This is a genomic window from Thioclava litoralis (assembly GCF_045278885.1).
Lineage (GTDB): Bacteria > Pseudomonadota > Alphaproteobacteria > Rhodobacterales > Rhodobacteraceae > Thioclava > Thioclava litoralis.
This window is the reverse complement of record NZ_CP135443.1, coordinates 2,359,744-2,380,902: the sequence shown is the minus strand read 5'-3', so window position 1 is coordinate 2,380,902 and position 21,159 is coordinate 2,359,744. Positions and strand designations below refer to the sequence as shown.

16 protein-coding genes and 1 tRNA gene are annotated in these 21,159 nt (G+C 59.5%); 8 read left to right on the top strand and 9 right to left on the bottom strand.

Annotated features, from left to right (window positions below; translation table 11 throughout):
• Positions 1-11: 11 nt before the first annotated feature.
• From RPE78_RS11715 to RPE78_RS11700, 4 genes are all read right to left on the bottom strand, one after another.
• Positions 12-1,085 (bottom strand): ABC transporter ATP-binding protein, encoded by a 1,074-nt coding sequence (locus RPE78_RS11715; RefSeq protein ID WP_406721654.1) that lies wholly within the window; start codon positions 1,083-1,085, stop codon positions 12-14.
• 26 nt (positions 1,086-1,111) lie between these two features.
• The gene (locus RPE78_RS11710; protein ID WP_339107158.1) at positions 1,112-1,918 is read right to left on the bottom strand and encodes an ABC transporter permease; all 807 of its coding nucleotides are present in this window, start codon (positions 1,916-1,918) and stop codon (positions 1,112-1,114) included.
• Positions 1,915-2,805, bottom strand: a complete 891-nt coding sequence (locus RPE78_RS11705; RefSeq protein WP_339107157.1) for an ABC transporter permease — start codon at positions 2,803-2,805, stop codon at positions 1,915-1,917. The genes RPE78_RS11710 and RPE78_RS11705 overlap by 4 nt, the downstream gene beginning before the upstream one ends.
• Positions 2,806-2,944: 139 nt before the next feature.
• Entirely contained in the window at positions 2,945-4,372 is a 1,428-nt protein-coding gene (locus tag RPE78_RS11700; RefSeq protein WP_406720645.1) for a PLP-dependent aminotransferase family protein, read from the bottom strand.
• A gap of 172 nt (positions 4,373-4,544) precedes the next feature.
• Here RPE78_RS11700 and RPE78_RS11695 point away from each other — a divergent pair, with 172 nt between their 5' ends.
• Positions 4,545-4,682, top strand: a complete 138-nt coding sequence (locus tag RPE78_RS11695) for a DUF1127 domain-containing protein (protein WP_339107155.1) — start codon at positions 4,545-4,547, stop codon at positions 4,680-4,682.
• A gap of 115 nt (positions 4,683-4,797) precedes the next feature.
• On the opposite strand, the gene RPE78_RS11690 is transcribed toward RPE78_RS11695, so the two are convergent.
• The 4 genes from RPE78_RS11690 to RPE78_RS11675 form a co-directional block, all read right to left on the bottom strand.
• On the bottom strand, positions 4,798-5,484 hold the full coding sequence (locus tag RPE78_RS11690) for a Hint domain-containing protein (RefSeq protein ID WP_406720644.1): 687 nt from the start codon (positions 5,482-5,484) through the stop codon (positions 4,798-4,800).
• Positions 5,485-5,609: 125 nt separating this feature from the next.
• The gene (locus RPE78_RS11685; protein WP_406720643.1) at positions 5,610-6,761 is read right to left on the bottom strand and encodes a Hint domain-containing protein; all 1,152 of its coding nucleotides are present in this window, start codon (positions 6,759-6,761) and stop codon (positions 5,610-5,612) included.
• A 245-nt stretch (positions 6,762-7,006) separates the two neighbouring features.
• Entirely contained in the window at positions 7,007-11,959 is a 4,953-nt protein-coding gene (locus RPE78_RS11680; protein WP_406720642.1) for a Hint domain-containing protein, read from the bottom strand.
• 786 nt (positions 11,960-12,745) lie between these two features.
• Positions 12,746-12,829, bottom strand: a tRNA-Leu gene (locus RPE78_RS11675).
• A 215-nt stretch (positions 12,830-13,044) separates the two neighbouring features.
• On the opposite strand from RPE78_RS11675, the gene RPE78_RS11670 reads away from it, so the two are divergent.
• From RPE78_RS11670 to gluQRS, 7 genes are all read left to right on the top strand, one after another.
• Positions 13,045-13,623: a YqaA family protein gene (locus RPE78_RS11670; protein WP_339107119.1), complete on the top strand. Its 579-nt coding sequence runs from the start codon at positions 13,045-13,047 to the stop codon at positions 13,621-13,623.
• Positions 13,620-14,090 (top strand): disulfide bond formation protein B, encoded by a 471-nt coding sequence (locus RPE78_RS11665; protein ID WP_406720641.1) that lies wholly within the window; start codon positions 13,620-13,622, stop codon positions 14,088-14,090. The genes RPE78_RS11670 and RPE78_RS11665 overlap by 4 nt, the downstream gene beginning before the upstream one ends.
• 235 nt (positions 14,091-14,325) lie before the next feature.
• The gene (gyrA, locus tag RPE78_RS11660; RefSeq protein WP_406721653.1) at positions 14,326-17,037 is read left to right on the top strand and encodes a DNA gyrase subunit A; all 2,712 of its coding nucleotides are present in this window, start codon (positions 14,326-14,328) and stop codon (positions 17,035-17,037) included.
• An 84-nt stretch (positions 17,038-17,121) separates the two neighbouring features.
• Positions 17,122-17,826: a porin gene (locus RPE78_RS11655; RefSeq protein ID WP_406720640.1), complete on the top strand. Its 705-nt coding sequence runs from the start codon at positions 17,122-17,124 to the stop codon at positions 17,824-17,826.
• Positions 17,827-17,997: 171 nt separating this feature from the next.
• Positions 17,998-18,348: a DUF6614 family protein gene (locus RPE78_RS11650; protein ID WP_339107115.1), complete on the top strand. Its 351-nt coding sequence runs from the start codon at positions 17,998-18,000 to the stop codon at positions 18,346-18,348.
• A gap of 217 nt (positions 18,349-18,565) precedes the next feature.
• The gene (gene trmFO, locus RPE78_RS11645; RefSeq protein ID WP_406720639.1) at positions 18,566-19,909 is read left to right on the top strand and encodes a methylenetetrahydrofolate--tRNA-(uracil(54)-C(5))-methyltransferase (FADH(2)-oxidizing) TrmFO; all 1,344 of its coding nucleotides are present in this window, start codon (positions 18,566-18,568) and stop codon (positions 19,907-19,909) included.
• 6 nt (positions 19,910-19,915) lie between these two features.
• Positions 19,916-20,749 carry a tRNA glutamyl-Q(34) synthetase GluQRS gene (gene gluQRS, locus RPE78_RS11640; protein WP_406720638.1) on the top strand — a complete coding sequence of 278 codons (834 nt, stop codon included), beginning with the start codon at positions 19,916-19,918 and terminating at the stop codon, positions 20,747-20,749.
• Here gluQRS and hisI read toward each other — a convergent pair.
• Positions 20,739-21,098, bottom strand: coding sequence for a phosphoribosyl-AMP cyclohydrolase (hisI, locus tag RPE78_RS11635; protein ID WP_406720637.1), 360 nt, complete (start codon positions 21,096-21,098; stop codon positions 20,739-20,741). The two genes, gluQRS and hisI, sit on opposite strands and share 11 nt — an antisense overlap.
• Between the last annotated feature and the right edge of the window lie 61 nt (positions 21,099-21,159).

The window sequence follows — 21,159 nt, the reverse complement described above, 5'->3', positions numbered from 1 at the left end:
AGGATGATGGTTTAGCGGAACAGGATCAGCGCGCCCTCGTTCCATGCGATACGGGTCCGCGCGCCCACATCCAGCACCGGCCGTCCGAAGACATTGCGCATCGACAGGCGCACGGTCTGTTCGACGCCATCGAGGCGGACATCGTAATAGGTCATGTCGCCATAATAGACGACTTCTTCGATGGTTGCGGGGGCTTCGCGGCCTGACGCGGGTTGGTCGCCGAAGAGAATTGTCATGGTTTCGGGGCGGAACCCCACAGAGACCTGCCCGTCATGGGCATGCGAGACCTGATCGGGGCGCAGGTGACAGGCGCCAAGCCCTGCGACCATGACCCCGATCCGACCCTCCGTTTCGTCCTCGATATGGGCCGGAAGGAAGTTCATCGCGCCGATGAACTCGGCCACACGGCGGGATTTGGGGCGGCGGTAGAGTTCTTCGGGATCGTCGAGCTGGGCGATCTCGCCTTCGAACATCACGGCAATCCGGTCCGACATCACCAGTGCTTCTTCCTGATCATGGGTCACGAGCACGAAGGTGATGCCCAATTCGCGCTGGAGTTTGATCAGCTCGACCTGCATCTGCTCGCGGATCTTGCGGTCGAGCGCCGACATGGGTTCATCCAGCAGCAGCACCTTGGGTTTGAGGATCAGCGCGCGGGCCAGAGCCACACGTTGGCGCTGGCCGCCCGAAAGCGCATGGGCTGCGCGTTTGCCATAGCCGCCAAGCCCGACCATTTCGAGCGCCTCCTCGACGAGCTTGGCTTTTTCCAACTTGGTCCGCGGGTCACGGCGCAGACCGAAGGCCACATTTTCGGCCACGGTCAGATGCGGGAAGATGGCATAGGACTGGAACACCATATTGGTGGGGCGGCGATTGGCCGGCACGGAGCCCATATCCTTGCGGTCAATCAGGACCACCCCCGAGGAAATATCCTCGAAGCCCGCAATGGTACGCAAAAGCGTGGTTTTGCCGCAGCCCGAGGGACCGAGCAGCGAGAAGAACTCGCCTTCGCGGATGGTGGCGTTGATGCCGCGCAGGGCATGGTAATCGCCATAGTATTTCTGCACATCGCGAAACTCGATCATCGGTTTCGCATCGGTTTTGACTTTGTTCACAGGAAACCTCCCTGATCCTTACCACCGGTCTTGGCGATCCCGCGGCGTCGGAAATATTCGGCAATGGTCAGCAGCACGATCGAGGCCGCCACAAGGCAGGTGCCAAGGGCAAGGATTACCGGCACGGCCTTGGGGAAGCGCAGCTGCGAGAAGATATAAGTGGGCAATGTGGGTTCGTTGCCCGCGAGGAAGAAGGCGATGATGAATTCATCCATCGAGATGGTGAAGCTGATCAGCATCGAAGAGATGATCCCGGGCAGCACCAGAGGCAGGGTCACCAGACGGAAGGTCGACCATCTGGTTTCGCCAAGATCATAGGCGGCCTCTTCATAGGACGGATCGAGAGAGGCGAATGCCGTCGAGAGGATGGTGACCGCGTAGGGCGTGGCAATCAGCACATGGCCGAAGATCACCGTCAGGATCGAGAGCTTCACCCCCATCCCCAGAAGCACGATCAGAAGCGAGCCGCCAATCATGATCTCCGGAAGCACCAGAGGCAGCATGATGAAGCCCATCACCGGCCCCTTGCCTTTGAACTTGAACCGCGTGGTCGCGCGGGCCGCAAAGAGCCCCAGCACGGTCGACAGGATCGCGGTGGACAGGCCGATGACCAGTGAATTGCCCAAAGCACGGCGCAGGGTATCGTTTTCGGCCATTGCGGCGAACCATTGGGTGGTCCATCCCGTCAGTGGGAAAGCAACAATAGTGCCATTGTTGAACGCGAAGACCGGCAAAAGGATGATCGGCGCGTAGAGAAAGACCAGATAGAGAACCGTATAGAGTTTCAGACCCGAGAGTTTCATTTGGGGCCTCGCAGATATTTCCGGTTTGCCAGAACAAAGAGCGCCGCGATCAGCGCCACGACGGCCATAGCCGAGATGGTGATGGCAGATCCCATCGGCTTGTTATCCAGAGGCAGCATCTGTGCCTGAATGAGATTGGCGACCATCGGCATCTTGCCGCCGCCGATCAGTTCCGGCGCGACGTAATCGCCGATCACCGGAATGAAGACCACCAGGACGGCCCCGACCACCCCCGGCATGGCCAGCGGCAGGGTGATCCGGCGGAAACTGTTGAAATAGCTCTCGCCCAGATCCCGCCCGGCTTCCAGAAGCGAGCGGTCAATTTTTTCCAGCGCCACGAAGATCGGCAGAATGGCAAAGGGCGCATAGGCATGGGCCAGCGCTACCGCAATCGCCGGAACCGTGCCCATCATGCGGAACGGCTCTTCGAACAGATGGCCCGGCCCCATAAGACCCAGCATTTCAAGGCCCGAATTGATCACACCATTATAGCCGATGATCACCTTCCACGCGAAGATGCGGATCAGGTAGGACGTCCAGAACGGGATGGTGATGAGAAAAAGCCAGAAGCTCTTGCGCGAGGGGGCGACCTTGAACGAAATGAAATAGGCGATGGGGAAGGCCGTGCCCACGGTAAGCGCCGTGACGATCAGCGCCACAATGACCGAACGCAGGAGGATCGCGCGGAAGATCGGGTCTTTCCAGACGTCGATATAGTTCTGCAACGTGAATTCATGGATGATCGTCAGATACCCGTCCTTGAAGAAGGAATAGGCAAAGATGGTCAGCAACGGTGCAGCCAGCATCACCAGAGCATAGAGCAAAACCGGGCTGAGCGTAAAATATCCCTGGGCGGTCTCGCTCCGCCTCCACGAGGATGACGCCATATGAATCTCCCAAAATCTGACGCGCTTTCCTTGACGAAAGCATAGCGATTAAGCGGAGGAAAGCCCTAGCACAGTATTTTAAGCCCTATCTGACGGCAGACGCCTAAATATTAAACACAAACCCCTCTTTATCCGCCAATCATACCGGAAGATCGTTGGGCTGGTTCTGCAAAAGTACTGTCAATCGCGTCAAGGCCTGACACATCAGCTCTTCCGAAACGCCGCCCGAAAGCGCGATGCGCACCGCATTCGGGGCGTGACCGTCTTGCAGGACATATTCATCGGCCGAGCGCAGCAGCACGCCCTCGGCCTCGGCCATCCGCACGAATGTCGAGCTGCGCCAGCCCAGCGGCAGACGCATCCACAGGAAGGACAGCCCCTCCTGCCACGTGATCTCCTGTGCGCCCAATATATTGATCGCCATCTTCAGACGCCGGTCCATCTCGGCCTGCGCGGCAAATCGCAGGCGCATCGCATCACCGGAGGTGAACAGCCGCGTGACCATATCGGTCACCGGACGCGGCAGGCCAAAATAGCTATGCTGCGCAGTCAGACGCCCCGCCTCGCCCATGCCATCGGGAGCGACAACGATTCCGAAACGCATGCCCGCCGAAATCGTCTTGGAAAGCGAGGTCACATACCAAGACCGCTCGGGGGCAACCGTGCGCATCGCGGGCAGATTGGTCACCGGCGCGGTGTAACAGTCATCCTCGACGATCTGCAGATTATGCCGCCGCGCCACCTCGGCAATCGCGATACGACGCGCGGTGCCCATGCGCACGGCTGTCGGGTTCTGGGCATCCGGAGTGATGAAGACAAGCTGGCCATTATAGCGCCGCGCGGCATGGTCCAGTGCCTCGGGGATCATACCCTCGTCATCCAGTGCAATCGGCTGGATCTCCGCACGATGCAGGCGCGCCGCATGCCGGAAGCCCGGATAGGCAAGTTCTTCGGCAAAAACGACAGGACGATCCCCGCGCAGGCAACATTGCATGACAAGCGACAGCCCGTTCTGCCCGCCTAGCGTCAGCACGACATCCTCGACCGTCACCAGAGACCGTAGACTGAATCCCGGCGGAAACCATTCCAGCACGGCCTCGCGGCAATAGGCATCGCGCCGCAGCCCCGGATATTTCAGGTACTGGTCATTCACTTCGCGCGCAGCTTCGGCCATCGCGCGCGACAATGCCGCCGCCTGCCCGACATCCGGCAGAATGGGCGAGCGGAAATCGACCACGCCGTCATTCTGCCCCTCTCTATATTCGTAGCTGCTATTGGAATAGAGCGGCTCTGTCGGGCCGAGTCGGGCAGATTGTATCGATACAAACGTGCCGCGCCCCACCTCGGCCTGAAGCAGGCCTTCCTGCGTCGCAATCTGATAACCACGCGCCACGGTGCCAGGGGTCACCCCCAGCCGCCAAGCGAGATCCCGAACCGTTGGTAACTTCTGCCCAGGCATCAGTTTTCCTTCGCGAATTCCTTCCCGCAAAGCCCTGACGAGCGCCAGATATTTCGGACCTTTCTGGTTGGAAAGCTGCGGCTTCCACTGCAGGGCCTGATCGGGCATGGGCACCTCTCTTGTATCGGGTACAATATTTCACTGGCTGACGGTAGCAGGCTCATTGTACCAGTATTTTACCGAAAGGATCGGATTGTATCAATACAAAATACTCAGGTGCCCCATGCAAAGCCTTTTCATCTTCAGACATCCCGCGCAGCACATTGCGAAACCGTCGATCATGAAAACGGTCATGCTCTGGATGTTCCGCGCCCGCAGCCGCCGCGCCTTGGCAGAGCTGCCCCCCTATATTCTGAAGGATATCGGTCTGTCGACATATGACGCCGAACGCGAGGCGGAACGCCCGTTCTGGCGCTAATCGCAGACCATAACGAACCCCAGTGAGAACCGTCTACCCCTGTCGGTTCTGCTGTACTGGCCGGGCAAATGCCCGGCCTTTTTTGGCTTACCGGTCTTCATCCGATAGATAAAGTTCAGCCCAGAAGATGCCGTTTATGAAACAGAATTTCCATCCGGTCATCATCTGCCAACAGGCCGATATTCTGACGGGTCGGCACATAGCTTTGCAGCCAGACCCCCTCGACAAGCATTGCCTCGGTGTCCGCAAAAAGGATCTGCACATAGTTACAGGCGCTCACCGGCTCTAGCCCCGCCGAACGCGTGGCAAGATCTTTCCCACATATCTCGGACAGTGACGGATCGGCTACAATCCTTTGCATCGGCGCAAGGCTCAGATCTGCCTCCGGCAGGCCACCACCCAATGTCCCCGCCGCAATCCGGCTGGGTCGTAATTGCGGCGCAAGGCCCAGAACACGCCATTGCAAATGCCGGTGGCCAACCCAGAGAACCGGCTGCAACCCGTTCCGCGTCATCACCAGATCGCCATTCCGAAGCTCGTCACAGCGTCGTAGCCCGTCCGCCGTTAAAACACGGCAGCCTCCCTCGATCCCCGTCCCCAGCGCATAAAGCGCGTGGAGAGGGCCGGACGCCGCCGGTCCGTCCTCCGGGTCTGCAAAAGAAAACTCTCCCGCCTTCTCGTCATAATCGGAAAATGCGAAGCGCGCCTCTGTCGCCTGCTCGATCGTAGACAGAACAAGCACATCGTCCGAACAAGGCTCGGCCCCGAGCGAAAGGGCGGAAAACGCGTTGAGGTTCGGCAAGCCCATCATCCCATCCAGATAGCGCCATTGATACAGCGGTTCGGGGATGACTATGCGGATGCAAGTTTAATAAAATCTAAAATTGCCCCGTTTCCTTGAACGGGGCAACCGATTGCGGGGATTGCTCAGGCGTAAAGCAGCAATGCCGCCTCGTGACGGCGCAAGCTCCGCCGCGCCGAGGTGAAATTCGTCAGATTGGCTGCTGTCTGCAACTCGGGGAAAAGCGCAAAGATCTCTGTCTTTTGCGCCTCGCCCATCGTGGTCAGCGTCACCTCACCGGGCTGGAAGCTTTCGGTCCATGCCCCATCGACCAAGGCGATCTCGTGGCGCTCGCACATGAAGTGGATATAGCTCACCGACGGCACAACCGCGCTCACGATCCCGGGCAGGCCTACCAGATATTTTGCCGCCACAAGCACTTCATATTCTTCGAAATAAAGCTGGGCGCGTTCGCCGGTGACCAGCATACGGTGATTGGGCGACACAAACATGTCCCGCTCGGGCAGGCCATTGCCCAAAGCGCCCGCACCAATCATCACCGGCGCCTGCTCGGGCTTGCGCAGCAGCGTCTCGCGTCCCAACTCGCAACGCCCGCTCCAGACAAGCTCCTGCACGCCATTGTCACGGGTCAGAATCTTGTCACCGGCTTTCAGCTCCTCAACGAGCACTTCCCCATAGGGCGTGGCCACCATTGATCCGGGCGTAAAGCAGGGCACGACATGCTCGATATCACAGTAATGCACCGTGATATATTTTCCGGTGTCGCAATTATAGAATTTCAGAACACCGGATTGCCCCCAATTTCCGCAGAATTCGGGATAATGCCAATCCGTTTGCAATTCATAGCCTGCTTTCAGGATCTGACCATATTGCAGCGTATCGCAATCCTTGCCGGTCCAACCGCCATCCACATAAATGTCGCCCGCCGAGTCTCCGGTGAGGATGAATGTGTCCGCGTCACGCTCTCCGAACAGCTTGTCGCCGCCGCTGCCGATGAGCGTGTCATTGCCGCTGCCGCCCAAAAGGGTGTCGCAGCCAGCGCCGCCATCCAGAAGGTCATCCCCGCCGAGCCCTTTAAGAAGGTCATTCCCGCCCAAGCCGTTGATCACATCGTCACAACCATCCGAGCCGACGAGCACGTCCGAGCGATTGGTGCCGGTGATTGGCCTGCAATGACCATCCTTGTCGCAACCGCTACGGTCATATCCGTCTTTATCATAGCCATCTTTATCGTAGCCGTCCGCGTCATACCACGCGCCGAGAAGACTCTCCGTCATCTTATTCCCCTCATTAACGAGAAAACGGCCAGGATTCTGCTCGGCCCGGCTCTGAACCATTAAAGAAACGTTACCCTAAGGTTAGCTTTGTGAAAAGTGAAGCTCTTACGACACAGCGATAAAACATAAAACTGCGCAAAAAAAGAGCTATTACGCGCAGAACATCAATGGGATCGGGCGCAATACGACTGACCGAAGCCCGAAACGGGAAAGGCCGGCTCCCTTCAGGGGAACCGGCCTTTCTTTCACGCGCGTTTCAGAAGCTCTGCCTCGTGGCGCTTGAGCGATTTCCGCGCCGATTGATAGTCTTCAAGGCCTTTATGCGTTTTCAGTTCGGGGAAGATCTCGAAGATCTCGTCGCGCTGTGCATTGCCCATGCTGCCCAAGGTCTGATCCCCGGGCTGGAAGCTTTCGGTCCATGCCCCGTTGCCCAGAACCACCTCATGGCGGTCGAACATGAAGTGCAGATAGCTGGTGCCCAAGGTCTCGACCGTGGCCACCCCCTCCATCCCCGCCATATGCTTGGCCGAAACGAAGACCTCGTGCTCTTCGAAGAACAGGCTCGTTTTCGCATTGGCCACCAGCATACGGTGATTGGGCGACACCATCATATCCCGTTCGGGCAGGTTCGGCCCCAAGGCTCCGGCACGGATCAGAACCGGCTTGAGATGGGCTGCTGCATCCAGTTCGGCTTTGGTCAGATCGCGACGCCCGACCCAACGGATTTCCTGAATGCCGTTGTCGCGGGTAATGACCTTGTCACCGACCACCAGCTCTTCCACCAGCTTTTCGCCACGCGGGGTCGCGATCAGCGTGCCCGGCGTGAAGCAGGGCACCAGTTCCTCGATGTCGTAGAAATTGACATTCGCATAGGAATGGGTGGTGGGGTTGTAGAAGGTGATCTGGCCATTAAAGCCCGGATTACCGTTATATTCCGGATTTTTGACTATGCTCTGGACTTCATAGCCCGCCGCGATCATCCCCGAATAATCGAGCGTATCCCAGTCGTCGCCATCCGAACCGCCATCGACGGTGATATTGTAGTTTCCGGTCGTGCTGATCGGGGTGATCTTGAACAGGTCGCGGCCCGCATTGCCCTGCAGCACATCATTATCGCCGCCGCCGATGATGGTGTCATTGCCATCACCGCCCGAAACCGTATCGGTGCCGGTGCCGCCTTCCAGCAGGTCATCGCCCGCGCCACCCTCCAGCAGATCATTGCCCTGACCGCCAATCAGCGTGTCATTGCCCTCATCGCCCTTGAGAGTGTCATCATCAACGCCGCCATCCAGATAATCATCCCCGATGCCGCCCTCGATCGAATCGTCGTCATCCTCGCCATAGATCACGTCATTGCCGGCACCGCCGATCAGCGTGTCCATGCCATTGTCGGTGACCTTGTCGCCTGCGGTGTCAGGCAGGTTGACATCCAGACCGCTGGTCGGACCGATGCCACCATAAATCGTGTCATCGCCATCGCCGCCTTCGACATAATCGCTGCCTTCGCCCGCGATGATGCTGTCATTGCCCGCACCACCCAGAACGGTGTCATCGTCATAGCCCGCATTGATGGAATCGTCGCCATCGCCGCCTTCGATATAGTCGTTATCGTCACCGGTGAAGATGGTGTCGTTTCCGGCCCCACCCAGAACGGTATCGCGATCGTCATAGGGGTCGCTATCAGCAGACCAGAGCCCCTCATAGCCACGGTCGGGAAGCGCATCGACAAGCGGCTTGCCGGTATCGATATAATCATCCCCGTCGCCGCCTTCGACATAATCGCTGCCCTCATCGGCATAGATCGTGTCATTGCCCTCGCCGCCGAACAGGCGGTCATCGCCGGTGCCGCCATGCAATTCGTCATTGCCCGCATCACCATAAACGGTGTCATTGCCCGAATTGCCACGCAGCAGGTCGTCATCGGCCCCGCCATGCAACTCGTCATCACCGTCAGCGCCGTTCAGGCTGTCCTGACCGTCATCGCCCCAGAGCGTGTCGTTGTCGATCCCGCCATTGAGCGAGTCATTACCGGCACCACCATGCAATTCATCATCGCCATCGGCCCCTTGCAGGGTGTCATTGCCATCACCGCCCCAGAGCGTGTCATTTTCCGACCCGCCCACAAGACTGTCATCGCCCGCACCTCCTTCGAGAAGGTCGTTGCCCGCGCCACCTTTCAGCGTGTCATTGCCATCGCCGCCCAGCAGCGTGTCATCGCCCGCGCCGCCATCCAGAACGTCATTTCCGGACTCGCCATACAGCGCATCATCGCCCGCATTGCCCTGAAGGTTGTCATTGCCGTCGCCGCCATACACCTCGTCGTTGCCCGCACCAGCCTTGACCGTGTCATCGCCCGCGCCTGCCTTGACGATATCATCATCGCCGACCTCTCCGGGAAGCAGAGCATCGCCATGATCGATCATGTCGCCCTGCGGGTCGCCGGTATAGGCATAATCGATGGTGTCATTCCCATCGGTGCCCTGCACGATCCCGTCCTTGGGATTGGCCCCGACGGTGACCGTGAGGGTCGCGTCATCCAGCCCGCCCTGACCATCGCTGACCTGATAGGTCACGGTCGCTTCCCCCGAGAACCCCTCGTTGGGGGTGAAGGTCAGCGTGCCATCGCTATTGACGCTTACAGAGCCATCCTCCGAAACCGGCGTGCCCGAGATCGACAGCGCATCGCCATCGATATCGGTGTCATTGGCCAGCACATCGACCGTCACCGGAGTGTTATAGCCCGTGCTTGCCGTATCATCCTGCGCAACCGGATCATCATTGACGGGCGTCACGCTGACAGCCACTTCGGCGCTGTCGGTGTTCCCGTTGCCGTCGTCGATCGTATAGGTGATCTTGTCGTCGCCGTTATAATCGGCATCCGGCGTGTAGGTCAGCGTGCCGTCATCATTCACCGTCACGCTGCCATGTTCGGCGCTGGCCGAGGTAACGGTCAGCGTATCGCCCTGCGGATCGCTGTCATTGCCCAGAACATCGATGATAACGCTGTCATCCTCGGCCACGGTGGCGGTGTCGTTTTCCGCATCCGGCGAGAGGTTGATGCCATCTCCCTTGATCTCTTCGATCTCGGTATAGTTCAGCGAGCCGGTGACATTGCCGTCATCATCCAGAAACTCGACGGTGCCATTGGTGCCGTTGCCGTTTTCGTCTTCGGTCACATCGGTCAGACGATAGGCACCCTGCCCCGTCAGATCCAGCGTATCCCAATCGTCGCCGCCCGCGCCCCCATCAACGGTATCGCCCGCGCCGCCCATGATCGTATCGCGGTCATCGCCGCCCGAGATGCTGTCGGCACCGTCGCCACCGCTCAGCAGGTCGTTGCCGCCGTTTCCTTCGATGACATCATCACCGGCGCCACCCTCAATAGTGTCATCGCCTTCGGTCTCGTCCACGATCGTGGTGGCATTGATATCGCTCAGGTAGATCGCCTGATCGGAATCGCCGCCATTGTCGTAATCGATCACGATCTTGGCCACATTCCCGTCAACCGTCACCAGGGCAGAGCCCTGCGCGCTGCTGGCGTTCAGGCTGCCCGTATCCTGCACCCCGCCCGAGACGGTATTGCCATCCACCGTGGCGCCGCCCGCGGGCGTGATGGTCACATCCAGCTCGTTGCCATCGGCGTCATAGGCATGAACCGTGACGATATCCTTGTGATATCCGGCCGTGTCATTGGCGTAATCGATATCATTGATACGGAAGCTGACATTGGTCACCGCATCGGCCACACCCTCGGCATCCGAGGAGAAATCGAGCGTGGTGGTCGAGGTATCCCCCGCCTTGCAATCGCCGCCAGCCCCGTAAAGCATCAACCCGCTATTCGCGTCCAGACCATCGCCGCTTTCGGTATATTCGCTGGTATTGGTCACTTTGGCATAGGCACCACGCTCCTGCGCGGTAAAGCCGAAGGTCACCTTCACATCGCCCATATCGAACGAGGAGCCAGAGGCCAGCGTACAGCCCGCGCTGCCGAACTGCGTCCAGTCCACGCTCACATCGCTGCCCGAGGTCGTGCCGGTGCCGCCATCGCCGATCAGCGTGTCATTCCCGTCATCGCCGGTCAGGGAATCGTTGCCCGCATTCCCCTCGATATAGTCATTGCCCGCGCCACCGATCAGCGTGTCGTTATCGGCCCCGCCATAGAGCGAGTCATCCCCGCCCTTGCCATCAATCAGATCATCGCCAGCATTGCCATAAAAGACGTTGGTATAGCTGTCATCGCCCGCCGTGCTCTGCTGGTCGTAGCCGGTCAGCGTGTCATCATAGGCAGAGCCGAACGCGCCGTCGATCCCGTCATACTGGTCCCCCGCCGCATCCCCCGCGCTGCCGGTCATCGACACCAGATCGACATTCACCCCTGCGGATGACGCCGAATAATCGACCATATCCAGCCCGGTGCCGCCCGAAAGCGTATCGACTTCGGCACCGCTGACCAGCGTGTCATCGCCCGCGCCGCCCGACAGGTAATCATTGCCCGCGCCGCCATCGAGGAAATCATCGCCATCGCCGCCCCAGACGGCGTCATCGCCCGCGCCCGAAAAGACCGTATCATCGCCCGCGCCCGCCACGACCACATCGGCGTCGCCGGTATACCCGTCAAGATGACCATCATTATTGTCGATCATGTCGCCGTCATTATCGCCGGTATAGGCGGTGTCGATCAGGTCATTGCCATCCGTGCCATAGACGACCCCGTCGCTCAGATCGGGGGCCTCGTCAGGATAGGTCGCCAGATCGCTGTAATGGACCGAAGGCGTCTCGTAGCTGCTGTTGCAGCTTTCATATTTGGTAATCGTATAGGTCTCGCCCGGCACCAGCGGTGCATCGGAAACCAAGCCGGATTCATCGGTTCCGCGACCGATATCAAAGACATAAACATTGATGCTGTTGCCGCTGCTATCGGTCACCACATAGCGGTATTCGGGCGTGATCGAAGAGGACGCGCTATAGGTGCTGCCTTCCAGTGTGGTGGTCTGGGTGATGTGCTGGTTGCTGTCATTATCGCTGAAGCGGTCATCGCAATCGCTCAGCGAGATCGACTGAACCCATGCGTCGGAGCTGATCGTGAACGACTGGCCGACGGCGCTTTTCGAACTGGTTTCGCTATCGGGGAACACACAGGACGAGGACGCAGCAATATCGGAAAGATCCCACGCTTGAAGTGTATAAGTATTTGTCACGTCTACTCAACCTTACCCAAAACCGGCCTTCACTCCGGTAGCAGCCAACCTATGGCGCATGCCTGCGCCTCTCAGCCCACCCCTTCAGGGGCAGATGGCGACATGAAAGCAGACCGAACCCGACCCTTTCGGGCCAGCAGGACCGGAAAACGGACTGAAGGCTGCGCCTCCTGATCCCCGCCACCGCGCGCTACCCCCATAGCTCGCCTTTCCGTCGCGTTATTGCCTGAAATAACGAAAGCTTGAGAATATAAAAAGCAATATTTTTATTCTCTTACGAAGTTCATAAGCGTCACTCACCACATTTACCACAATCTGGACGCGAACCATCTTATTGTTGCCAAAATCCCGTTTCCCTTAACGAAACAATACCCCGCCATGATTGCGGAAACCGTGGGTTTGCACCAATAGACGCGCCCAATCTTCGCCACATTAGAAACAATTCAACATATCGACGCATGGGCGAAATGCCGTCAAATCAACGCAAATAAGTCGCGATCGAAGTTAACGCATTCCCTCCAATCAGAAACAGTGCCGCTGGAAAAAGAGGATTGATCACGCGGTTCACGGCCCAAAGCGAATCGTGGATTTGGAAGCGGCCCACAAGCTTGCGCTCCTCAGCACCGGCCACGCCGACCTCGCCCGGAAGCGACTGCCGAAAGCGGCCTACAAGCTTGCGGAACAGAACAGGGACGGCAGATGAAAGTGAGAACCGGATTGGGAACGGCGGGGAGCGAGGCGCTCGACCCTATTGCAAACCAACCTGTTTTTCATTGAATTTCAGATTGGTACGGGCGGCCGGACTTGAACCGGCACTCCTCTCGGAAGCGGATTTTGAATCCGCCGCGTCTACCATTCCACCACGCCCGCAATGCAATGTGCCTTGGTCTCTTACTGGGCTTCAAATCGCTAGTCAATGTCGCTACCGCATAAATCCCTGCGGTGCGGGCAAAATTGTGGAAAAACCGCGCATCCGCCAGAGACCTCACGGCAGACTGTCGCGACAGGGCCTGTTTTGAGGTTGAGGATGCTTGACCCTTCCTGCGGGTCAGGGCATCCCTTACAAACACAAAACAGGGGGCGACATGATCCGCCGACTCTATGACTGGACCATGCGTCTGGCGGGACATCGTCACGCCACTTGGGCGTTGGCGTTCATCGCATTTCTGGAAAGCTCGGTTTTCCCGATCCCGCCGGATGTCCTGATGATTCCGATGATCATCGCGGCACCGCACCGGGCCTTCCGGATCGCTTTTATCGCCACATTGGCCTCTGTCATCGGCGGCATCGTGGGATACGGCATCGGCTACGGGCTGATGGATAGCGTGGGCAAGCCCATTCTGGAATTCTACGGCAAATCCGACAAATTCGACGAGCTGGCCACCCGTTTCAACGAATACGGACCCTGGGCGGTGATCATCGCCGGTGTCACCCCCTTCCCGTTCAAGGTCATCACCATCTTCTCGGGGGTCACCCACCTTTCCCTGCCGATTTTTCTGGGATCCGCGGTCTTTGCACGGGCCTTGCGCTTTTTCGTAGTCGCCGCGCTTTTGTGGAAATTCGGCGCACCGATGCGTGATTTCATCGAGAAGCGGCTCGGGCTTGTGTTTACGCTTTTCGTCGCCTTACTGTTGGGCGGTCTTTATCTGGTGAAATATCTATGACCCAATCCCGCGCCTATATCCTTCTTGCAAGCGTCGGTTCGGCGACTCTTCTGGCCGCGGCCTTCCTGTTTCAGGCGGCGGGCTATGCGCCCTGCCATCTGTGCCTGTTGCAACGCTGGCCGCATCTGGTGGCGGTGATCATCGGTGCCGCGATGCTGGTTTTCCACCTGCGCAGCCCCTTCGCCTATCTCGGGGGGCTGGCGGCGCTGACCACGGCGGGAATCGGCATCTATCACTCGCTCGTCGAGCGTCATATCATCGCGGGCCCCACAAGCTGCACCTCCGGCGGGCCGGGGCTTGGCTCTGTCGATGACCTGCTGGACCAGATCAACCGCGCACCGCTGGTCCAATGCGACCAGATCTCCTGGGAGATGTTCGGCGTCACAATGGCCAATCTGAACGTTGTTTTCTCTTTGGTGCTTTGGGTGCTCTGGATGCTGGCGGCAAGGTCCGGCGCGCGCAGCTGAACCGCGCCCAATCGCGCCCCTATCGAAAATGCATCGCCCCGAGCGCGGCCTTTCCCCGACAAGACGGGGAATGGAAGTTGCATACTAACCGTCGGGCGGGCTATAAGAAGCCCCAACAAGATCTAGAAGAATAGAGGCGCGCGTGAACGATACTCCCGATACGCCGGACACGGAAGATAAAGGGCCGGGACGCCCCTCTTCCGAGCAGTTTCCCATTGTCTCCATCGCGTCCGAGATGAAGACGGCCTATCTCGATTACGCGATGAGCGTGATCGTCTCGCGCGCGATCCCCGATCTGCGTGACGGCCTCAAGCCCGTGCACCGCCGCATTCTTTATGCGATGCATGAAACGGGCAATACGCATGACAAACCCTATCGCAAATCGGCACGTCCGGTGGGCGATGTGATGGGCAAATACCACCCTCATGGCGATGCCGCGATCTATGACGCTTTGGTCCGTATGGCCCAGCCGTTCTCGATGTCGCTGCCGCTTCTGGATGGTCAGGGCAACTTCGGGTCGATGGATGGCGATAGCGCCGCCGCCATGCGCTATACCGAGGTCCGGATGCAGAAGGCCGCCGCCTTCCTGCTCGCCGATATCGAAAAAGACACTGTCGATTTTCAGGACAACTACGATGGCAAGGACCGCGAGCCGGTCGTTCTGCCCGCGCGGTTCCCGAATATGCTGGTCAATGGTGCGGGCGGTATTGCCGTCGGTATGGCCACCAATATCCCGCCGCATAACTTGGGCGAAGTGGTCGATGCCACCCTTGCGCTGATCGACAACCCCGATATGTCGACCGAGGCGATCATGCAGATCATCCCCGGCCCCGATTTCCCGACGGGCGGTCTGATCCTTGGTCGTGGCGGTGCGCGCAAAGCCTATCTGGAGGGCCGCGGCTCTGTCGTGATCCGCGCCAAGACCCGTATCGAGGAGGTCCGCAAAGACCGTCATGCGATTGTGGTCGACGAGATCCCCTATCAGGTCAACAAGGCCGCGATGATCGAGAAGATAGCCGAGCTGGTGCGCGACAAGCGTCTGGAAGGCATCTCCAACATTGCCGATGAATCCGACCGTGTCGGCGTGCGCGTGGTGATCGAGCTCAAGCGCGATGCGACGCCGGATGTGGTGCTGAACCAGCTTTACCGTCTGACGCCTTTGCAGACCTCCTTCGGCTGCAACATGCTGGCGCTGAATGGTGGCCGCCCCGAGCAGCTGACCCTACGCGATTTCCTCACGCATTTCATCACCTTCCGCGAGGAAGTGGTGGCACGGCGCACCGCGTTCGAGCTGCGCAAGGCGCGTGAACGCAGCCATATCCTCTGTGGTCTGGCTGTGGCGGTGTCGAATGTGGATGAGGTCGTCGCCACGATCCGGTCCTCGGCAGATGCCGCCGAGGCCCGCGAGCGCCTGATGACCCGTCGCTGGCCCGCGCATGACATCGTCGAATATCTCAAGCTAATCGACGACCCGCTGCATCCGGTCAATGACGATGGCACCTATAACCTGTCCGAAGTTCAGGCCCGCGCGATCCTCGATCTGCGCCTGCAGCGCCTGACCCAGATCGGGGTGAAGGAAGTCACCGACGAGCTGGCGGAACTGGCCGAGAAGATCAAGGACTACCTTGCCATCCTTGCCTCGCGCGACCGGATCATGGCGATCATCTCGGACGAGCTGCGCGAGGTGCGCGAACTCTTCGCCGTGCCGCGCCGCACCGAGATTGCCGATTTTGTCGGCGATATCGACGACGAGGACCTGATCGAGCGCGAAGACATGGTCGTGACGGTCACCCAGTCGGGCTGGATCAAGCGCACGCCGCTGGCCGATTTCCGCGCGCAGAAACGCGGTGGCAAGGGGCTTTCGGGCGGAGGTCTGAAAGATGATGATGCGGTGACCACGATGTTCGTGGCCAATACCCATACGCAGCTTCTGTTCTTCACGACCGAAGGCATGGTCTACAAGATGAAGACGTGGCAGTTGCCTGCCGGTTCGCGTGCCTCCAAGGGCAAGGCGATCGTCAATATCCTGCCGATCCCCACGGGCGTTTCCATCGCCGCCATCACGCCGGTCGATCGCGACGAGGCCGAATGGGCTGATCTGCAGATGGTCTTTGCCACCTCGGCAGGCACCGTGCGCCGCAACCGCCTGTCGGATTTCACCAATGTCATGCGTAACGGCAAGATCGCGATGAAATTCGACGAAGAGAATGCGGGCATGCGTCTGATCAATGCGCGCATCTGTTCCGAGGAGGACGATGTGATGCTGGTCACCGCCAAGGGCCGCGCCATCCGCTTCCCCGTGCCGGAAGTGCGGGTGTTCAACTCGCGCAATTCGGTCGGTGTGCGCGGCGTGAAGCTTCTGGGCGATGACGAGGTCGTGTCGATGTCGGTCATCCGTCATTTCGATGCAACGTCGGAAGAGCGCACGGCTTACCTCAAGCAGCGCCGTCTGATGGCCGGTATCACCGAAGAGGACGAGGCCGACGAGGATGAGGACGCGGTAGAAGGCGGGCAGCTCTCGCCCGAGCGTTACGCCGAGATGTCTGCCGCCGAGGATCTGATCCTGACGATCACCGCCAAGGGCCTTGGCAAGACCTCGTCCAGCCATGACTACCCCGTGCGCGGGCGTGGCGGCCAAGGTGTGACCGCGTTTGACAAGAAGATGCGCGGCGGCGACCTTGTGGCCTCCTTCCCTATCGAGATGGGCGACCAGATCATGCTGGCCACCTCGACCGGCCAGTCGATCCGCTGTCCGGTGGACGGGATCTCCTTCCGCTCGCGCGGTGCAGGCGGTGTGAGGGTCTTCAATACGGCCGAGGGCGAGACGGTGGTCTCTGTCGCGCGCATCGCGGATCAGGGCGACGAGGACGGCGAAGATCAGCCGATCACGCAAACGTCACAGACGGATGATACGCCACCCGCTGACGGCGCATCGGAACAAGAGTAAAATCACGGGCAGGCACATGTAGATGTGACCTGCCCTAAAAATTCTGTGGCGCAAGATCACAGACCAACGAGCAGAGTAGAGACAATGAAAAAGACAGCTATCCTCGCCCTTCTGGCCGGATTTGCGCCCTTGGCTGGCCATGCTGCCGATGTCGTCGGTGCCAATGTCGGCCTTTCGCATTACAACTTCCTTGATGCGGATTCGCGGGACAATTCGCGCACCAGCATCGGTGGCCAGATGGAAATCGGCTTTGCGCCGCAATTCTCGGTGCAGGGTGACATGGCACTGAACCGTTATTGGGACGATAGCTGGGACGGCGCATCCACCGCCCTGCATGCGATCTATAACATGAACGACACCATGAAATTCGGTGCACGTGCGGGCTATGAGCGCCTCGACAGCGATGACATCACCACGCTGGGCGTGGAATATGGTGCGGATTACGGGCTGTTCTCGGTTGAGGCGGCGTATAACCACGTGAAGAACCACGATGCCGACCTGCAGGGCAATCTGTACAATGTGTCCGCCTCAATGCCGCTGAATTCGCAGGTCTCGGTGGGGGGCCGTGTGGATTATTACGACACCGATAATGTGACCGGCCGTCGTATTGCCGCAACCGGCGAATACAAGATGGGCAACGGCTATGCCATGACGGGCGAGCTGGGCTTCAATGATCCCAACCACGACGATGCGGAAAGCTATGTGGGGATCGGCCTGCGTGCCGATCTGGGCCAGGGTGGCGTCAGCTTCAGCGACCACAGCCTGTCGGATCTGATCGTCGGGCACTGATCTTTACCGACATACGATGATGCGGCCATCCGGTAATCGGGTGGCCGTTTGCCTATCGACCGGTGCAAAAGGGTTTTAATCGAATATCAAATCCTTTGTGCTGAAATCCCGACCACGCGCCTGAGGGACAGCCCGCAAGAACGGGGTGGTAGATGGGCCGGGAGGTTGGATATGAATTTGTATCACTGTATGATTGAATTGACATCGGGCACCAAAGCGCTGGCCTTCGCGGCAGCGGCTGAGATCTGGTATGGCGGGTTGCAAAAGCGCGGACTGATCAGTTCGTGGCGGCTGATGCGGCGCAAGCTGGGCTTGGGCGCCGAGGGTCAGGCGGATTTTCTGTTAGAAATCGAGGTGGCCGACATGGCCATGCTGGAAAACGCGTTTCGGGCTGTAGGCCAGAGTGACGATGAACTGGCCCGCCATTACGACCAGATGCATGCGATGATCGCGACCTCCAGCGTCGGGCTTTACCGTGAATTTCCAGATCCCGAACGGCGCGAGCGTATCGCCCTGATCTGACGGCCCCGATTATGCCGCTTCCTGCCGGCCAAGGGCCGCGCATCCTTATGCGCAGGGCCGCAGCCCTGCGGGGCATCGAGCCCCTTGGGCTGCGCGGGTTCGGGCCTTACGGCCCGCCCCGTAGAACAAACGACCGAGCCGATTTCTTGCACAAACCGCCGATTGTCCCTTGAGAATGGCTCTTTTCAAAACCACGGCTTTGGCCTAGACGAACGCCATGACAGATACACTCCATATCCTTGGCGGCGGCATGGCCGGTTCCGAAGCTGCGTGGCAGGCCGCGAATGCAGGCGTGCGCGTTGTGCTGCATGAGATGCGCCCGACTGTTGAGACCTTTGCCCATCGCACCGGCGATTTCGCCGAGATGGTGTGCTCGAATTCCTTCCGCTCGGATGATGACGAGCAGAATGCCGTGGGGCTATTGCATTGGGAGATGCGGGCGGCAGATGGGCTGATCATGGCGATGGCCGACAAGCACAGCCTGCCTGCCGGTGGCGCTTTGGCGGTGGATCGCGATGCGTTTTCTGCCGGTGTCACCCGCGCGATCAAGGATCATCCGCTGATCGAGACGCGCTATGGCGAGATCACCGAACTGCCCAAAGACGGGCATTGGATTGTGGCGACGGGGCCGCTGACCTCTGGCGCTTTGGCCGAGAGCATTCGCAGCGAGACCGGCGCCGATGCTTTGGCCTTCTTTGATGCCATTGCGCCCATCGTCTATTTCGAGTCCATCGACATGGATGTAGCCTGGCTGCAATCGCGCTATGACAAGGGCGAGACCGAGGAAGAGCGCACGGCCTATATCAACTGCCCGATGACCAAGCCCGAATATGAGGCTTTCATCGATGCGCTTCTGGCCGCCGATAAGACCGAGTTCCACGAGGGTGAGACGGCGAAATATTTCGACGGCTGTCTGCCGATCGAGGTGATGGCCGAGCGCGGGCGCGAGACTCTGCGCCACGGTCCGATGAAGCCCATCGGCCTGACCAACCGCCATAAGCCCGAAGAGAAAGCCTATGCCGTGGTGCAGCTGCGCCGCGATAACGCTTTGGGGACGCTCTATAACATCGTGGGTTTCCAGACCAAGATGAAATATGGCGCGCAAACGGAAGTGCTGCGGATGATCCCGGGCCTTCAGAACGCGAGTTTCGCGCGTCTGGGCGGCATCCACCGCAATACGTTTATCAACTCGCCCACGCTTCTGGACAATCAGATGCGGTTGAAATCGCGCCCCAATATCCGTTTTGCGGGCCAGATCACCGGTGTCGAGGGCTATGTGGAATCCTCGGCGATGGGACTTCTAGCGGGCCGTATGGCTGCCGCCGAGATCCTTGGCCGCGACCTGCCTCCGCCCTCCTATGAGACCGCGATGGGCAGCCTTGTGAACCATATCACTGGCGGTGCCGAGGCGAAGACCTTCCAGCCGATGAACGTCAACTTCGGGCTATTCCCGCCGGTCGAGGCCCGTGGCGGGCGGCGCGGCCGCAAGGACCGTTACAAGCTGTATACCGACCGCGCGAAAGAGCAGTTCACCGCGTGGCTTGACGCCCAGCCGAAATAAAGACGGATGCGGACGCGCTTTGCTCCTTCGCCCACCGGCCCGCTGCATCTGGGCCATGCCTATTCCGCCTGTCTTGCGTGGGATATGGCGGCGGACGGGGAGTTTCTGCTGCGGATCGAGGATAATGACACCCAGCGGTGCCGTCCCGAATATGAGGCGGGCTGTTATGAGGATCTGCGCTGGCTGGGGCTGTCATGGCCCGAGCCGGTGATGCGCCTGTCGGACCGGCGTGAGGTCTATCTGGCAGTGATCCATGATCTTATCGACCGTAGCCTGGCCTACCCCTGTTCCTGCACGCGGCGCGATATTCAGGCGGCGATGTCCGCCCCGCAAGAGGGGGTCAGCGCGCCGCATCTTTATCCGGGCACCTGTCGTCACCGGAAGGGGCACTATCCGCAGGCGGGTGATGCGGTGCGGCTGGATATGGCGGCGGCTTTGGCCAGCTTGCCGCAGCAGGCTCTGACATGGGAAGAAACGGGGCTTGAGGCGGGGCTGCACCATCTGGACCCTGCCTGCCTGTTGCAGGATCATGGGGACATTGTGCTGATGCGCAAGGATATCGGCACGGCGGCCTATCACCTGTCGGTCGTGGTCGATGATGCCGAACAGGGCATCACCGACGTCATTCGCGGGGCCGATCTGGCAGAGGCCACCATGCTGCACCGCCTTTTGCAGGCCGTGCTGGACCTGCCCACGCCGCGTTATCATCACCACCGGCTGATCCGTGACGAGAACGGCAAGCGGCTGGCCAAACGCAATGATGCGCGGGCGATCTCGCTTTACCGCAGCGAAGGTGCCTCGCCCGCCGATATCCGCGCGATGGTTGGCCTTAAGTCATAGGCTCTGCGGTGATCACCTCTTTGCCATCCTCGACCAGCGTATAGAAACAGCTGCGGCGGTTGGTATGGCAGGCCGGCCCCTTCTGCGTCACTTTCAGCAGCAGGCAGTCACGGTCGCAATCGATGCGCAATTCGACCAGATGTTGCATATGGCCCGAGGTCGCCCCCTTGGCCCAGAGGCTTTGACGCGAGCGCGACCAATAGGTGACATGGCCCGTCTCCAGCGTCTTTGCGAGGCTTTCGGCATTCATCCAGGCCATCATCAGAACCTCGCCATTCTCGGCATCTTGGGCGATGGCGGGGATCAAGCCGTTGGCATCATATTTCAGGCTGGAAAGATCGAAAGACATAGGGGTTTCCTCTGCAAGGTGAAGGCCCTATCTATCGCAAACCGAGATAGGGGAAAAGACC

Coding starts and splice junctions, on each gene's coding strand:
- RPE78_RS11715 (WP_406721654.1), bottom strand. CDS start 1,085: ATGATCGAGTTTCGCGATGTGCAGAAATACTATGGCGATTACCATGCC.
- RPE78_RS11710 (WP_339107158.1), bottom strand. CDS start 1,918: ATGAAACTCTCGGGTCTGAAACTCTATACGGTTCTCTATCTGGTCTTT.
- RPE78_RS11705 (WP_339107157.1), bottom strand. CDS start 2,805: ATGGCGTCATCCTCGTGGAGGCGGAGCGAGACCGCCCAGGGATATTTT.
- RPE78_RS11700 (WP_406720645.1), bottom strand. CDS start 4,372: ATGCCCGATCAGGCCCTGCAGTGGAAGCCGCAGCTTTCCAACCAGAAA.
- RPE78_RS11695 (WP_339107155.1), top strand. CDS start 4,545: ATGAAAACGGTCATGCTCTGGATGTTCCGCGCCCGCAGCCGCCGCGCC.
- RPE78_RS11685 (WP_406720643.1), bottom strand. CDS start 6,761: ATGACGGAGAGTCTTCTCGGCGCGTGGTATGACGCGGACGGCTACGAT.
- RPE78_RS11670 (WP_339107119.1), top strand. CDS start 13,045: ATGATCCGCCGACTCTATGACTGGACCATGCGTCTGGCGGGACATCGT.
- RPE78_RS11665 (WP_406720641.1), top strand. CDS start 13,620: ATGACCCAATCCCGCGCCTATATCCTTCTTGCAAGCGTCGGTTCGGCG.
- gyrA (WP_406721653.1), top strand. CDS start 14,326: ATGAAGACGGCCTATCTCGATTACGCGATGAGCGTGATCGTCTCGCGC.
- RPE78_RS11655 (WP_406720640.1), top strand. CDS start 17,122: ATGAAAAAGACAGCTATCCTCGCCCTTCTGGCCGGATTTGCGCCCTTG.
- RPE78_RS11650 (WP_339107115.1), top strand. CDS start 17,998: ATGAATTTGTATCACTGTATGATTGAATTGACATCGGGCACCAAAGCG.
- trmFO (WP_406720639.1), top strand. CDS start 18,566: ATGACAGATACACTCCATATCCTTGGCGGCGGCATGGCCGGTTCCGAA.
- gluQRS (WP_406720638.1), top strand. CDS start 19,916: ATGCGGACGCGCTTTGCTCCTTCGCCCACCGGCCCGCTGCATCTGGGC.
- hisI (WP_406720637.1), bottom strand. CDS start 21,098: ATGTCTTTCGATCTTTCCAGCCTGAAATATGATGCCAACGGCTTGATC.